13 protein-coding genes and 1 pseudogene are annotated in these 14,177 nt (G+C 73.4%); 7 read left to right on the forward strand and 7 right to left on the reverse strand.

Going from position 1 to position 14,177, the window contains the following annotated elements; genetic code table 11:
• The first annotated feature begins 14 nt into the window (after positions 1–14).
• Complete coding sequence (locus JWP64_RS25175; protein ID WP_297501974.1) at positions 15–1,469, forward strand: thioredoxin family protein; 1,455 nt, start codon at positions 15–17, stop codon at positions 1,467–1,469.
• Positions 1,466–1,984: a UGSC family (seleno)protein gene (locus tag JWP64_RS25180; RefSeq protein ID WP_297502165.1), complete on the forward strand. Its 519-nt coding sequence runs from the start codon at positions 1,466–1,468 to the stop codon at positions 1,982–1,984. The genes JWP64_RS25175 and JWP64_RS25180 overlap by 4 nt, the downstream gene beginning before the upstream one ends.
• Here JWP64_RS25180 and JWP64_RS25185 read toward each other — a convergent pair.
• From JWP64_RS25185 to JWP64_RS25215, 7 genes and pseudogenes are all read right to left on the reverse strand, one after another.
• The gene (locus JWP64_RS25185) at positions 1,968–2,774 is read right to left on the reverse strand and encodes an SGNH/GDSL hydrolase family protein (protein ID WP_297501977.1); all 807 of its coding nucleotides are present in this window, start codon (positions 2,772–2,774) and stop codon (positions 1,968–1,970) included. The two genes, JWP64_RS25180 and JWP64_RS25185, sit on opposite strands and share 17 nt — an antisense overlap.
• A gap of 112 nt (positions 2,775–2,886) precedes the next feature.
• Positions 2,887–3,234, reverse strand: coding sequence for a Rieske 2Fe-2S domain-containing protein (locus JWP64_RS25190; protein WP_297501980.1), 348 nt, complete (start codon positions 3,232–3,234; stop codon positions 2,887–2,889).
• Positions 3,234–3,458: pseudogene (locus JWP64_RS25195) on the reverse strand (4-oxalocrotonate tautomerase family protein); the annotation flags it as partial. The gene JWP64_RS25190 and the pseudogene JWP64_RS25195, both read right to left, overlap by 1 nt.
• Positions 3,459–3,514: 56 nt before the next feature.
• Positions 3,515–4,273, reverse strand: a complete 759-nt coding sequence (locus JWP64_RS25200; RefSeq protein WP_297501983.1) for a fumarylacetoacetate hydrolase family protein — start codon at positions 4,271–4,273, stop codon at positions 3,515–3,517.
• The gene (locus JWP64_RS25205) at positions 4,270–5,067 is read right to left on the reverse strand and encodes a fumarylacetoacetate hydrolase family protein (RefSeq protein WP_297501986.1); all 798 of its coding nucleotides are present in this window, start codon (positions 5,065–5,067) and stop codon (positions 4,270–4,272) included. The genes JWP64_RS25200 and JWP64_RS25205 overlap by 4 nt, the downstream gene beginning before the upstream one ends.
• A gap of 127 nt (positions 5,068–5,194) precedes the next feature.
• The gene (locus JWP64_RS25210) at positions 5,195–5,986 is read right to left on the reverse strand and encodes an IclR family transcriptional regulator (RefSeq protein ID WP_297501989.1); all 792 of its coding nucleotides are present in this window, start codon (positions 5,984–5,986) and stop codon (positions 5,195–5,197) included.
• Positions 5,983–6,693 carry a hypothetical protein gene (locus tag JWP64_RS25215; protein ID WP_297501991.1) on the reverse strand — a complete coding sequence of 237 codons (711 nt, stop codon included), beginning with the start codon at positions 6,691–6,693 and terminating at the stop codon, positions 5,983–5,985. The genes JWP64_RS25210 and JWP64_RS25215 overlap by 4 nt, the downstream gene beginning before the upstream one ends.
• Before the next feature lie 109 nt (positions 6,694–6,802).
• Between JWP64_RS25215 and JWP64_RS25220 the strand changes: the two genes are divergently transcribed.
• The 5 genes from JWP64_RS25220 (at position 6,803) to JWP64_RS25240 (ending at position 14,081) form a co-directional block, all read left to right on the forward strand.
• Complete coding sequence (locus JWP64_RS25220; protein ID WP_297501994.1) at positions 6,803–7,717, forward strand: catechol 2,3-dioxygenase; 915 nt, start codon at positions 6,803–6,805, stop codon at positions 7,715–7,717.
• A 10-nt stretch (positions 7,718–7,727) separates the two neighbouring features.
• On the forward strand, positions 7,728–8,657 hold the full coding sequence (locus JWP64_RS25225; RefSeq protein ID WP_297502006.1) for a catechol 2,3-dioxygenase: 930 nt from the start codon (positions 7,728–7,730) through the stop codon (positions 8,655–8,657).
• Positions 8,654–9,721 (forward strand): histidine phosphatase family protein, encoded by a 1,068-nt coding sequence (locus JWP64_RS25230; RefSeq protein ID WP_297502007.1) that lies wholly within the window; start codon positions 8,654–8,656, stop codon positions 9,719–9,721. Before JWP64_RS25225 ends, JWP64_RS25230 begins: the two co-directional genes overlap by 4 nt.
• A gap of 6 nt (positions 9,722–9,727) precedes the next feature.
• On the forward strand, positions 9,728–10,576 hold the full coding sequence (locus tag JWP64_RS25235; RefSeq protein WP_297502010.1) for an IclR family transcriptional regulator: 849 nt from the start codon (positions 9,728–9,730) through the stop codon (positions 10,574–10,576).
• A gap of 73 nt (positions 10,577–10,649) precedes the next feature.
• Complete coding sequence (locus tag JWP64_RS25240) at positions 10,650–14,081, forward strand: indolepyruvate ferredoxin oxidoreductase family protein (protein WP_297502013.1); 3,432 nt, start codon at positions 10,650–10,652, stop codon at positions 14,079–14,081.
• Positions 14,082–14,177 lie beyond the last annotated feature (96 nt).

A 14,177-nucleotide genomic window follows, 5' to 3' on the forward strand; every position in this document is an offset into this window, starting at 1 on the left:
GCTAGCGTGATCGCATGTCGGTGCAGACGGACCCGACGGTCGCGCTCCCGTCCGACGGGCTCGTCGCCGTCGTCAAGCAGGACTGTCCGACGTGCCGGCTGGTCGAACCCGTCCTCGCCGCGCTGCCGCAGGTGGCGGTGTTCTCCCAGGACGACCCCGCGTTCCCGGCCGGGATCGCCGACCTGCGCGACGACACCACCTTGGACGTCAGCCTCGCCCTGGACATCGACACCGTCCCCACGCTGATCCGCTTCGCGGGCGGCGTCGAGGTGGAGCGGACGGTCGGCTGGCTGCGGGCGTCGTGGGCGGCGCTCACCGGGATCGACGACCTCGGCGCCGACCTGCCCGAGCACCGGCCGGGCTGTGGATCGCGCACCCACGATCCACAGGTCGCCGAGGAGTTGCTGGTCCGCACCCGGGGCGGCACCTTGTCGTCGCGCCGGCTGGAGATCGCGGAGCTGGAGGACGAGTCCGAGGCGCTGTTCGACCGCGGTTACTCCGACGGGCTGCCGGTCGTCGCGCCGACCCCCGCCCGGGTCCTGCGGATGCTCGACGGCACGTCGCGGGCCTCCACCGACGTGGTCGCCGTGGTCCCGCCGAACCTCGCCGAGGCGACCGTCGAGAAGGTCGCGATCAACGCGGTCCTCGCCGGGTGCAGGCCGGAGTACCTGCCGGTCGTGCTCGCCGCCGTCGAGGCCGCGTGCACGGACGAGTTCAACGCCCACGGCCTCCTCGCGACGACCTGGGGCGCCGGCCCGGCGGTCCTGGTCAACGGTCCGGTCGCCGCCGAGATCGGGATGAACGCCCGGGGCAACGCTCTCGGCCAGGGCAACCGGGCGAACTCGACGATCGGCCGCGCGCTGCAACTCGTCATCCGCAACATCGGCGGCGGGCGCCCCGGCGAGGTCGACCGGGCCGCGCTCGGGCATCCCGGCAAGATCGGTTTCTGCTTCGCCGAGGACGAGGAGGGGTCCCCGTGGGAGCCCCTCGCCGAGACCTACGGCGTCGCCCCGGGCCGCTCGGCGGTCACGGTGTTCGCGGCCGAGGGGCCGCGCGGCGTGGTGGACCAGATCTCCCGGACCCCGGAGTCGCTCGCCCGCTCGCTCGCGCTCGGCCTGCGTGCGGTCTGCCACCCCAAGCTGGTGATCGGGTTCGACGCGACCCTGGTCGTCTGCCCCGAGCACACGCGGGTGTTCACCGACGCGGGCTGGGACCGCGCACGCCTGACGGCCGAGCTGGACGCGCTCCTGCTGCTCGATCGGGCCGAGATCGAACGCGGTGCGGGCGGCATCGAGGAGGGCGTCCCGGTGTCGGACTCCGACCGCCCGCTGCCCAAGTTCCGGCCCGGTGGGCTGCAGATCGTGCACGCCGGGGGCGGGGCGGGGATGTTCTCCGCCGTGATCGGCGGCTGGGCAGGCGGCCCCGGCGGCAGCCGGCCCGTGACGAGAGAGGTGGACCCGTGGCGCTGACGATCCTGGACCCGACCGACGAGCGGGCGCCGGACCCGCGCACGGCGCTGGAGCGGCCCGCGTCGCTCGACGGGCTGCGGGTCGGGCTGCTGGACATCTCCAAGGCGCGGGGGGACGTGTTCCTCGACCGGCTCGAGGAGCTGCTGGCCGGCCGCGGGATCGCCGTGCGCCGCTACGCCAAGCCGACCTTCGCCAAGCCGATGCCGCCGGACCTGCGGCGGGAGATCACCGCCCGGTGCGACGTGGTGATCGAGGCCCTCGCCGATTGAGGCTCCTGCACGTCGTGCAGTGTGCACGACTTCGCCGCCCTCGAGGGCCGGGGCGTCATCGCGGCCTTCCTCGCGTCCACCGAGTTCGTCGTGGCCGCCGCCTCCCAGGCGAAGGCGCTGGGCTATCGCGAGGTGCCCTCGGTCTTCGTCCCGCACCCGATCCAGGACCGGACGGACGAGGAGCTGCGGGCGCTCGCGGACGGGGCGTTGGCCGCGGTCCTGGCGGCGGTCACGCGGGAGCGTTAGTGCCTGGCCGGGCCGCCGCGGCGACCAGCGCGGGGAAGTAGCCGAGCGCATAGCCGCGCGCCGTCGGGTGGTAGGCGCCGGCCGCCGCCGGCCCGTTGATCCACGGGTCGGCGCTGCACACCCCGTGGCCCTCGAACGCCGGGCGCACGTCGACGAACTCGGCGCCCAGGCGCGCCGCGGTCCTGCGGATCGAGGCGTTCAGGGTGTCCGCGCCGCCGTTGAGCAGGACCCTCCGGGCCTGGTTGGGGACGCCGGCACAGTCCGGCGTCTCGTCGAAGAGCCAGGGATAGCCCAGCACGACGATCCGGGCCTGCGGCGCGCGCAGCCGGATCGCCCCGTAGTCGGCGGCGAGCCCGACCGGCAGCGCGAAGCGCGCGACCCCCTCCCCGGCCCGGACAGCCTGCGCGCACGTCTCGTCCGCTGCTGCGGTGGAGCAGGTGGTGAGCACCGGGGAGAAGCCGGTGTCGTTGCCGCCGACGGTGATCGTCACCAGATCGGTGGTGGCGGTGACGGCCTCGACCTGGTGGCGCAGGACGTCGGTCGTGGTCGCGCCGCTGCAGGCGATGTGGGTCAGCGGCCGGGTCCGGGCGTAGAGGGCGGGGTAGGAATACGGGCTGCGCTGACAGGCGCCGCTCACGCCGTCGGGTGGGGCGCCGACGCCCGCGGCGTAGGAGTCCCCGAGGGCGACGTACTCCGGCCCGGCGTCCGCCGAGGCGGCCGGGGCGACGGCCGTGGCCACGCCGAGCAGGGTCAGGCAGCTCAGCAGGAGAATCACGGCACGGCGGCGCATCCCCTCATCCAGCCAGGGCGTTCGCGTGCGGACAAGCCGCCGTCGGGGTCACGGCGTCGTGGTCCTCGGTGATCGGGCGCCCCGCCTCTCGATCACGCGCGGGCCGTGCCGCTCAGCCGTCACCGCGGGCGTGCGCCCGCAGCCGCTCCGCCCAGGACAGCGCCGCCGCGGGCTCGCCCACGTCCGCGAACCACGCCCCGTCCCGCTCGACCACGGGGTAGACCCCGAGCCGGTGCTGGGGCGAGGCGTCGCACTCGCCGGTCTCGAGGTCGAAGCGGTACCAGTGCCAGGGGCAGGTCAGGGTCCGCCCGTCGCGCAGCCAGCCCTGGTCGAGAGGGCCCTTGTTGTGCGGGCAGAGCGCGTCGGTGACCCGGTAGCCGCCGGCGCCGGAGAACACCGCGAAGGTCCGGCCGTCGTCGCTGGTGACGACGCCCGGCCCGTCCAGCCGGACCAGGCTCACTACCTGCGCCCGGACGCCCGCAGCTCGGCGAGGGTCTCGCCGCCCACGAACCAGTGCTCCGGCTCGCACTCGGTGAGGACCACGCGGATGGACTCGCGCTTCGCCCCGATCGACTTCTCGGCGGCGTCGGTCAGCGCCTGGCCCAGGGCCTGGAGCTGCTCCGGCGTGCGCCCGCGTCCGATCGTCACCTGGATCAACGGCATGTCGCGTCCTCCCTGCTCACCCCGACCCGTGCGCGTGAAACCTCGCTAGAACGAGGTTCCACGCGCACAGGACGGGTCTACCTGCAGCCGAGCTCGACGGTGCCGAGCCGGTCGATCGAGGCAACGACCACGTCGCCAGGGGTCACGGGGACCGCGGCGGTCAGGCCGCCGGAGAGCACGATCTCGCCCGCCCTCAGCCCTTCGCCGTCGGCGGCGAGCTGGCGGACCAGCCAGGCCACCGCGGCGGCCGGGTGGCCGAGCGAGGCGGCACCCGACGCCGTCGCGACGACCTTGCCGTTCTTCTCCAGCACCACGCCGACCAGCCGGAGGTCGATCGACCCGGGCGGGACGGGCGTTCCGACCACGAACCGGCCCGCCGACGTGTTGTCCGCGACGACGTCGGCCATCGTGAACTTGTAGTCGGTGTAGCGGGAGTCGAGGACCTCGATGCCGACGGCCACCCCGGACGAGGCCGCGACGACGTCGGACGCCGTGACGTGGGGGCCCGCGAGGTCACGACCCAGGACGAAGACGATCTCCGGTTCGCAGCGCGGCTGGATCAGCGCCGACGTGTCGAGCGGCTCCCCGAGGTCGACCGCGTTGGCCCCGGCCAGGAAGCCGAACACCGGATCGCTGACGCCGACCTGCGCCTGCTTCGCCCGGCTCGTCACGCCGAGCTTCCAGCCGACGAGAGGGCCCGCGGCGTCGCGCAGCTCGCGTTGCACCTGGTAGGCGGTGGTGAGGTCGAGCTCGGGGACGTCCGCGGAGAGCTGCTCGATGGCGGTGCGGTCCGCGACGGCCTTGCTCAGCCGGGCCGCGAGTTCGGACACGTTCATGCGTTGCCTCCCGCGCCGACGCGGATCGTGACCGGGCCCAGCCGGTCGAACTCGGCCCGGAACACGTCCCCGGGCGTCATCGGGACCGCCGCGTGCAGCGCGCCCGTCATCACCAGGTGGCCGGGTTCGAGCGCGATGCCGTTCTCGCCCAGCACGTTCGCCAGCCAGGCGACGACCGCGACCGGGTCCCCCAGGGCCGCGGCGCCCGCGCCCGTGTCGATCAGCTCGCCGTTGCGGGTGAGGGTCATCCCGATCAGCCGGGTGTCCAGGTTCTCGACCGGCACGATCCGGCTCGACGTCGCCATCGCCCCGTTCGAGGCGAGGTCCGCGACCGTGTCCGCGAGCTTGATCCGCCAGTCCGCGATCCGCGAGTCGACGATCTCCATCCCCGCCACGGCGCCGGCGATCGCGGCCCGGGCCCGCGTCACCGTGACGCCCGGGCCCTGCAGCCGCTCACCGAGCACGAAGAGGATCTCCGCCTCGACCTTCGGTGCGATGAACCGGTCGAGCGGGATCTCGTCCCCGTCGCGGTAGACGGTGGAGGCGAGGACGGGGCCGTAGTCCGGGGAGTCGACGCCGACCATCTTCTGCATCGGCTCCGAGGTCAGGCCGACCTTGTAGCCGACCACGCTGTCGCCGTCCGCGAGGAGCAGCGCCAGCAGCTCCTTCTGCACCGCGTAGCCGTCCGCCATGCCGAGCGACGGGTCGTCGTCGGTGAAGGGCGGGATCGGGGTGCGGGTGCGGCGGGCGTCGTACAGCGCCTGCGCCTTCTCGCGGGCGTCCGTCACGGGCATCGCAGGCCTCTCCTCGTCGTTCGAAGTCCGAGATCATCGTGGCGTCCGCGGCGCACCCCGTCACCGCCCCCGTTCCGCTCACCGGAACCCTGGGTCCCCGGAGCCGAGGCACGCGGTGCCCCCGCGCTCACGCGCCCTGTCCGTCGCGTTCGACGGGCTCCGGTGACCAGCCCAGACGCCGGGAGATCGCCTCGCCCGCCTCGACGAGCGAGCGCGCGTGCCGCCGCCGGGCCGCCGCGCCGAACCGGGCCCCTGGCGCGCCGATCGACAGGGCCGCGACGACGTCGCCGTAGCGGTCCCGGACGGGCGCCGCGATCGACGCGATCCCGATCTCCCGCTCGTCCACCGCCTCGGCCCAGCCGCGGGCCCGGACGGTCGCGAGCTCGTCCCGCAGCGTCCCGGGCTCGACGAGCGTGTGCGAGGTCAGCGCGGCGAAGGGCCCGGCGAGCCGGTCCTCCCGCTCCGCCTCGGGCAGGTGCGCGAGCAGTATCTTCCCGGAACTGGTGCAGTGCGCGGGGACCCGGCGGCCGGTCTCGGTGAACAGCCGCAGCGAGTGGGCGCTCTCGAGGCGGTCCACGTAGACGACCTCGACGCCGTCGAGCACCCCGATCTGACAGGTCTCGCCGGTCTCGTCGCGCAGGTGGGCGAGCACCGGGCCGGCCGCGGCGTGCAGGTCCATGTGGACCTTGACCGCCTCGCCGAGCTCGACCATGACGACGCCGAGCCGGTAACCGCCGGTGTGCGGGTCCTGCTCGATCATGCCCTCGCCCGCGAGGGTGACGAGGAGCCGGTGGACGACGGATTTGTGCAGGCCCAGGCGCCGGGCGAGCTCGGAGACGCCGAGGGTGGCCTCGCGGGTGCGGAAGGCCTTGAGGAGCCGGGCCGCGTTGGTGACGGTGGCGAGGGGGGCGTCCGTCATGAGGGGGGCTCCGGCGGCCTCGGGGTCCAGTCGCGGCGGCCGCCGACGGAGGCGAGGAGGGCCTTGCGGACCTCGTCCGGGTCCGGCGTCGCGCTCTCGGCGAGGGCCGCCACCGCCGGGTCCCGGGGGGCGATGGCGCGGGCCAGCAACGCCTGGGCGCGGGGGAGGCCGGCCACCGAGGCGCCCACCAGCTCGTCGACCAGGGACTCCCGGCCGCGGACCCGGCTGCGGATGGTGTCGAAGTCCCGCATCGCGGCCGAGTGGCCGCTCGCCAGGCCCGAGCCGACGTGGCCCGCGTGGTGCGGCGTCAGGCCCGAGCCGGGCTGCGCGACCACGTGGTAGACGGTCGTCTGCAGCCCGAGCGCGCCCCTGACCTCGGCGTACTGCGGTTCGACGGACTCGTCGACCAGCCCCAGCGACGGGACGACGACCGGGTCGTAGAAGCGGAGCGTCCACTCCAGGCCCGGCAGTGTGCCGGTGTGCTGCACCTCCTGGCCGCGGAGCGGGCCGAGGTCCTCGCGCGTCGCGAGCAGGTGCAGGTTGCGCACCCCGATCGCCGCCACGTGCAACGGACCGCCGGTGAGCAGCGGCATCCGGCCGCGGACGGCGGGCGGGAACGTGTCCGCCTGGGCGAGGTAGGCGCGGTGCAGCGCCGTGACGTACTCGGCGACGGCCTCGCGCATGCGCATCGGATCGGTCTGGGTCATGCGACGTCCGTTCTGATTTCCGGAACGGGTGGGCTTCCTTCCGGAACGCTAGGCCGCCTACGGTCACACCGTCAACCCGCCGGCACCGCTGCTGAGAGAGGGGTTACCCGTGGGGATCCTGCGCCTCGCCCACATCGACGTCCGCACACCCGACCTGGACCTCGCCGCCGCGTACTACTCCGAGGTCATGGGCCTGCAGACCGTGCAGCGCGACGCCGAGACCGTCTACTTCAAGTGCTGGGACGAGGAGGACCACCACTCGTTGCGCATGCGCTACAACCCGCGCACCGGGATGGACTCCTTCACCTTCCGCGTGGAGTCCGAGGACGACCTGCACGACTTCGAGAAGAGGGTGGAGGCCTACGGCTGCCCCACGACGCGCGTCTCCAAGGGCGCCGCCGTCGGCCAGGGCGAGTCGATCCGGTTCGAGGTGCCTTCGGGCCAGATCATGGAACTGGTCTGGGACATCGAGAAGACCGGGAACATCCTCGGCAAGCACAACCCGAGCCCGACGCCGCCGCCGGACCTGCCGGGCATCGCGCCGCCGCGGATGGACCACATGCTCGTCAACGCCGAGGAGGTCGCCGAGGCCGCGTCGTTCTTCATCGACGTGCTGGGCATGCGGATGACCGAACAGGTGCTCGACGGCAACGGCCACCAGCTCGGCGTCTGGATGGCCGGCCGGACGAACTCGCCGCACGACATCGCGATCGTCAACGGCCCCAACGGCGCGCTGCACCACTGGGCCTACTGGCTCGACGACTGGGACGACGTCCGCAAGGCCGCCGACACCCTCGCCTACAACGGCGTGCAGATCGACCAGGGCCCGACCCGGCACGGCATCACCCGCGGCAACACCATCTACTTCTTCGACCCGCTGGGCATCCGCAACGAGGTCTTCACCGGCGGCTACTGGGTGGACCCGGACACGGAGATCATCACCTGGACCGAGGACAACTTCGGCAAGGGCCTCTTCTACTACGAGAACGTCGTCAGCCAGCGCTTCCTGCGGATGCACACCTGAGGAGCTCATCGTGACCGACCGAATCCTGCGGCTGCAGCACGTCGAGATCCGCGTCCCGGACCTGGAGCTGTGCACCGCCTACTACACCGAGGTCCTCGGGCTGATCGAGACCGCGCGCGACCAGAAGGACGGCACCGACCGCGTCTTCCTCAAGTGCTGGGACGAGCGTGAGCACCACTCGGTGATCCTGCGCCAGGCCGCGACCTACGGCCTGGACCACATGTCGTTCAAGGTCCGGGACGCCGAGGACCTCGACTACTTCACGGACAAGCTGCAGGCCGCGAGCGTGCCGGTGAAGCGGTTCGCCGCCCGCGAGCTGGGACCGGGCTGGGGCGAGGCGATCCGCTTCGACTCGCCGTCCGGGCACCTCGTCGAGCTGGTCCACGGCATGGAACGGGTCGGCAACATGCTGCCGATGACCAACCCGCCGCCCCGCCCGCAGGACCTCGTCGGGATCGCGCCGCCGCGGCTGGACCACGTGTTCGTGATGGCGGAGGACGTCGGGGAGTTCACCCGCTTCTTCACCGAGCTGCTCGAGTTCCGGCTCACCGAGCAGATCGTGGCCAACGACGGCCACCAGCTCGCGACGTTCCTGGAGCACAGCCACACGCCGCACGACATCGCGGTGATCACCGGCCCGAACGGCGCGCTGCACCACTTCGCGTTCTGGATGGACGACTGGAACGGCATCCGGGACGCCGCGGACACCCTCGCCTACCACGGCGTGACGATCGACGTGGCGCCCACGCGGCACGGCGTGACCCGCGGCTACACGACGTACTTCTTCGACCCGGTGGGCAACCGCAACGAGCTCTTCACCGGCGGCTACTGGGTGGACCCGGACTTCGAGCCGATCACCTGGACCGAGGAGGAGATGGGCCGGGCGATCTTCTACTACCACCGCCAGGTCAACGAGCGGTTCTTCACGGTGCACTCATGAGCGCGCCGACGGACCCCCGCAAGATCGACCGGTACGAGGCACCCAACTACCTCGCGAAGTACCGGGACCGGCAGGCCCGCAAGGGCGCGGACGGCAACGGGTCGAGCCGGTCGTACGCCGCGCCCGTCGAACCGGGCGCCGCGGAGGAGGCGCCCGACTCGGCGCCGCTCTACCTCCGGCGGTTCCGGGAGCGGGCCTCGTCCGCGGCCACGGTCGTCGAGTACGAGGGGAAGTCGTTCACCCCCGCGCTCGCCGAGGCCACCCGCGGCAAGGAGGTCGCGGCGCCGGTCGAGCGCAAGGCGTCGGAGAAGATCGTCTGCGAGATCTCGATCATCCGCCACGGCATCACCCAGGGCTACTCCACCGATGCGGGCCTGACGCCGATGGGCGGCTGGCAGGCCCACCGCCGCGGCCACGAGCTGGCCCGGCGCTGGGACTCCGGGGACAAGGTCCGGCTCGTCTGCGCGAACACCAACCGCGCCCGGCAGACGGCGGAGCAGATCCACCGCGGCGCGCTCGACGGGCTGCAGATGTGGGGCCACGACGTCGAGCTGTCGGAGCCCGAACCCATCCCGGAGCTGCGGAACTTCGGGGTCTGGACCCCCGACGGCCTGCGCGACGTGACGTCCGCGTTCCGGCAGTACCAGTCGACGATGGAGAAGCTCGAGCGGATGGCGATGGGCGACCGCCCGCGCTGGCTGGTCGAGATCGACCGCTTCTACCGGACCCAGCTCGGCGGGGCGGACCCGATCGAGATGTGGCTGACCATCCCGATGATGTACTTCGAGCCTCCCGCGCTGTGCGTGCGGCGGTTCTGGCGGGGGTTCCACCGCCTGATGAGCGAGTCGCCGGATCACCGGCGGATCGTCGCGGCCACCCATTCGGGTCCGATGCGGGCGTTCGCGACCTGGGCGCACGGCTACGACCCGGGCGAGCCCTTGAACACCGAGGAGATCCGGGTCAAGCTCCGCGAGGGCGGCAAGACCGCGTTCGTCTCCTACCGCAACCGCGTGACCGAGGTGCACGTCCCGCCCGCAGACGAGTTCCCCGCCTGGGAGGCCTGACGCGATATGACGCTCACCGCCAGTGAAGTCGGCGCAGCGCTCGAGAACCCACCACCCCTGCTGGTCCCGGACGGTCCCGCGCCGGCGGGCGAGGCCCAGGACGGCCCGCTCCGCTCGGTCGCGATCGCGATGGCCGTCCTGGACTGCTTCGGCGACGAGGCCGAGCTCGGGGCGACGAAGGTCGCGCAACGCCTCGGCGTCGCCAAGAGCACCGCGTGCCGCATGCTGGCGGCCCTGGCCTCCGGCGGCCTCCTGGAACGGACGCCCGGTGGCCGGTACCGGCTGGGCCTGCGGCTCTTCGAGATCGGGCAGCTCGCCGTCGACCGGCTGATGCTGCGCGAGCTGTCCCTGCCGGTGCTCGGCGAGCTGCGGGAGATCCTGCGGGAGACCGCGCAGCTGGCGATCCCGGTCGGGGCCGACGTGCTCTACGTCGACCGGCTGGAGGGTGCGGGGGCCGGGACGATGTTCCACACCGAGATGTACCGGCGCGGGCCCGGCCACTCGTCGAGCGCGGGGAAGGTGATGGCCGCGGTGAACCCGGCGATGGCGCGGGCGATCCTCGAGCGCGGGTTCGAGCGGAAGACGCCGTTCACGATCGTCGACCCCGCGCGGTACCGCCAGGTTCTCCTGCAGGTCCGGACGGACGGGTACGCGGCCTCGCGGGAGGAGCACACGATCGGCATGTCGTCGGTCGCGGCGCCGGTCGTCGTCACGCGCGGGGACCGGCGGGTGGCGGTCGCGGCGATCTCGGTGGTCGGGTCGACGTCCCGTGTCCTGGGGGCGCGGAAGGTCGCGGTGGTACAGAGTGTCCGCAGGGCCGCGGCGACGGTGTCCGCGATGCTCGCGAACTGCTGACGTCGCCCGTGCGCGGGAAGTGGTGCCCCGGCACCACTTCCCCGCACAGGCCGAACGAAGTGAGGCACGGCGTATGACGCTCGAAGACACCACCCCTCGCGCCCAGGTCGACTTCGACCTGGGCGCCCGCTACCGCGCCGGGGCCGGTCCCGTGCTGGTCACGGGCGTGCAGGCGATCGTCCGGCTGCTGGTCGAGCAGCACGCCGCGGACGCCGCGGCCGGGCTGCGCACCGCGTCGTTCGTGTCCGGGTACCAGGGCAGCCCGCTCGGCGGGCTGGACAAGACGCTCGCCGCCGCGCCCGAGCTGAAGGAGAGCGCCGGGCTGGAGTTCGTCCCCGGCCTGAACGAGGAGCTCGCCGCGACGGCGATCTGGGGCAGCCAGGTCGAGGTGCCCGGGCACCCGCGGACCGTCGACGGCGCCGTCGGGGTCTGGTACGGCAAGGCGCCGGGCGTCGACCGGGCCGGGGACCCGTTCCGGCACGGCAACATGTGCGGCGCCCACCCGTCCGGCGGCGTGCTCGTCCTTGCCGGCGACGACCCGAGCTGTAAGTCCTCCACGATCCCGTGCATCTCCGAGCGCACCCTCGCCGGCTTCGGCCTCCCCGTCCTCTACCCCTCCGACGCCACGGAGATCGTCCGGCTGGGCCGCTACGGGATCGCGATGTCCCGGGCGTCCGGCATGTGGGTCGGCATGAAGATCACGGCCGACGTGGCGGACGGCGTCTACACCCTCGACGGCGCACCCGACGTCCCGATCACCGTCCCCGAGCTGGAGTGGGACGGGCAGCCGTGGGAGTACCGGCAGATCCCGATGCTCGCGCCGCCCGCGTCGCTCGAGGCCGAGGCGCAGATGTACGGGCCGCGCTGGGCGATGCTGCGGGAGTTCCTCGCGGCGAACCCGATCAACACGGTCGAGGACGCGGCGCCGCACGCGCGGATCGGGATCGTCGCGGGCGGGAAGGCGTTCACCGACGTCCGGCAGGCGTTGCGGGACCTCGGGGTGGCCGACGGCGCCGTCCGGCTGCTGAAGCTCGGCATGATCCACCCGCTGGACCGCGGGCAGCTGCGCGAGTTCGCCGCGGGACTCGGGACCGTGCTGGTCGTGGAGGAGAAGTCGGCGTTCGTCGAGTCCGCCGTGCGGGACGTGCTCTACGGCCTCGCCGACGCCCCCGCCGTGATCGGGTCCGCCGACGAGAACGGGGCGCCGCTGGTCCCGGTCGCGGGCGAGCTGACGGCCGGGGCCCTGACGGGGCCGCTGCGCCGGGTCCTCGGCGAGCTGGCCCCGGCCCCGATGGCCCGCCGCGAACCGCCGAAGCTCGAACTCCTGCCCGTGGCCCGCACGCCCTACTTCTGCTCCGGCTGCCCGCACAACCGCTCGACCGTCGTCCCCGAGGGCGCGGTCGCGGGCGGCGGGATCGGCTGCCACGCGATGGTCGCGCTGACCCACCGCGAGTCCAGCGAGGTCACGTCGATCACGCAGATGGGCGGCGAGGGCGCGCAGTGGATCGGGCAGTCCCCGTTCACCACGGCCCGGCACATGTTCCAGAACATGGGTGACGGGACGTTCGCGCACTCCGGGCAGCTCGCCGTCCAGGCCTGTGTGGCCGCGGGTGTCACGATCACCTACAAGCTGCTCTACAACCGCGCCGTCGCGATGACGGGCGGGCAGGACGCCGAGGGCGGCCTCGAGGTGCCCGAGCTGGCGGCAAAGCTGCTGGCCGAGGGCGTCACGAGGATCATCGTGTGCGCGGACGAGCCGGAGCGGTTCCGTGCGCTGTCGCCCTTGCCACGCGGCGTGGACCTCTGGCACCGGGATCGTCTCGACGAGGCGCAGCAGGTGCTCGGCTCCACCGAGGGCGTCACCGTGCTGGTGTACGACCAGCGGTGCGCCGCGGAGTCCCGGCGGCTGCGCAAGCGCGGCGCGATCCCGGTCCGGGCGACCCGCGTCGTCATCAACGAGGCGGTCTGCGAGGGCTGCGGGGACTGCGGCGTGAAGTCCAACTGCCTGTCCGTGCAGCCCGTCGACACGGAGTTCGGGCGCAAGACCCGGATCGACCAGACGTCCTGCAACACGGACTACTCGTGCCTGGCGGGGGACTGCCCGTCGTTCGTGACGGTGGAGGCGCCCGGGGGTGCCGCGAAGGCACGGAAGGAACGGCCGGAACCGCCGGCCGTCCCGGACGTCACCCCGCGCCGCGAGGGCGACGTCTTCCTCGCCGGGATCGGGGGCACCGGCATCGTCACCGTGAACCAGGTGCTGGGCTCGGCCGCGATCCGCGACGGGCTCGCCGTCCACGGCGTCGACCAGACGGGGCTCTCGCAGAAGGCCGGCCCGGTCGTCTCGCACCTGCGGATCGCCGCGGACGAGGCGGCGCTGGGCCCGGCCAACCGGGTCGGCAGCGCGCAGGCCGCCTGCTACCTCGCCTTCGACGTCCTGGTCGGCGCCGACGGGAAGTACCTCACCTACGCGTCACCGGACACGACGACCGCGGTCGTCTCGACGAGCCCGGTGCCGACCGGCGCGATGGTGCGGGACGCGACGGTCGCCGCCCCGGACGTCGACGGGCTGGTGGCGCGGATCGCCGGCACGTCCCGCGAGGTGGTGCAGCTCGACGCGCAGGCGGCCGCCCAGGCCCTCTTCGGCGACACGATGCCCGCGAACCTGCTGCTCGTGGGCGCGGCGTACCAGTCGGGGGCGCTGCCGCTGTCCGCCGCGGCGATCGAGTGGGCGATCGAGCTCAACGGTGTCGCGGTCGCGGCCAACACCGCGGCGTTCCGGTGGGGACGCGTGGCTGTCGCGGACCCGGAGGCCTTCGCGGCGGGGACGCCCCGGCCGGTCGCGGTGGCGACGGCGCCCGGGCTGCCCGCGTCGATCACGCTCGGGGAGCTGGCGGGGGAGACCCGCCGGCTCGTCGAGGTGCGGGCGGCGCAGCTCGTCGGGTACCAGGGCGAGCGGACGGCCCGCCGGTACGTCGCGGACGTCGTCGCGGTGTGGTGTGCCGAGCAGCGGGTGGATGCCGGGTCGGCGTTCTCCGAGGCCGTGGCGCGGGGCCTGCACCGGCTGACCGCGTACAAGGACGAGTACGAGGTCGCCCGGCTGCTCACCGACCCGGCCTTCGAGGCGGCGCTCGCCGCGGAGGTGCCGGGCGGGGCGAAGCTGCGCTACCGGCTGCACCCGCCGATCCTCAAGGCGCTCGGCCGGGACCGGAAGATCGCGTTCGGGCCGTGGATGAAGCCGGTGCTGACCCAGCTCGCCCGCGGGAAGGTGCTGCGCGGGACGCCGCTTGACCCGTTCGGCCGGACCGAGATCCGCAAGCTGGAACGGGAGCTGCGGGACGGGTACCGGGCGATGGTGCTGCGGCTCGCCGCGGAGCTGACGCCCGAGTCGTACGAGACCGCGGCCGCCGCGGCGGAGGCGGCCGAGCTGGTGCGGGGGTACGAGGACGTCAAGCTCGCGGGGGTTGCGCGGTACCGGGCGCGGCTCGCGGAGCTCGGAATCGGCTGAGGCCCGCGCGGCTCGGGGCGGCCACCCACGCGCGCGGATCGGCGCGACGCGCGGTGTCGATCGCGCGCGTGGGGCAAATCAACGCGCGTGAGCTTG

It is taken from the genome of Pseudonocardia sp. (genome assembly GCF_025465255.1).
Taxonomy (GTDB): domain Bacteria; phylum Actinomycetota; class Actinomycetes; order Mycobacteriales; family Pseudonocardiaceae; genus Pseudonocardia.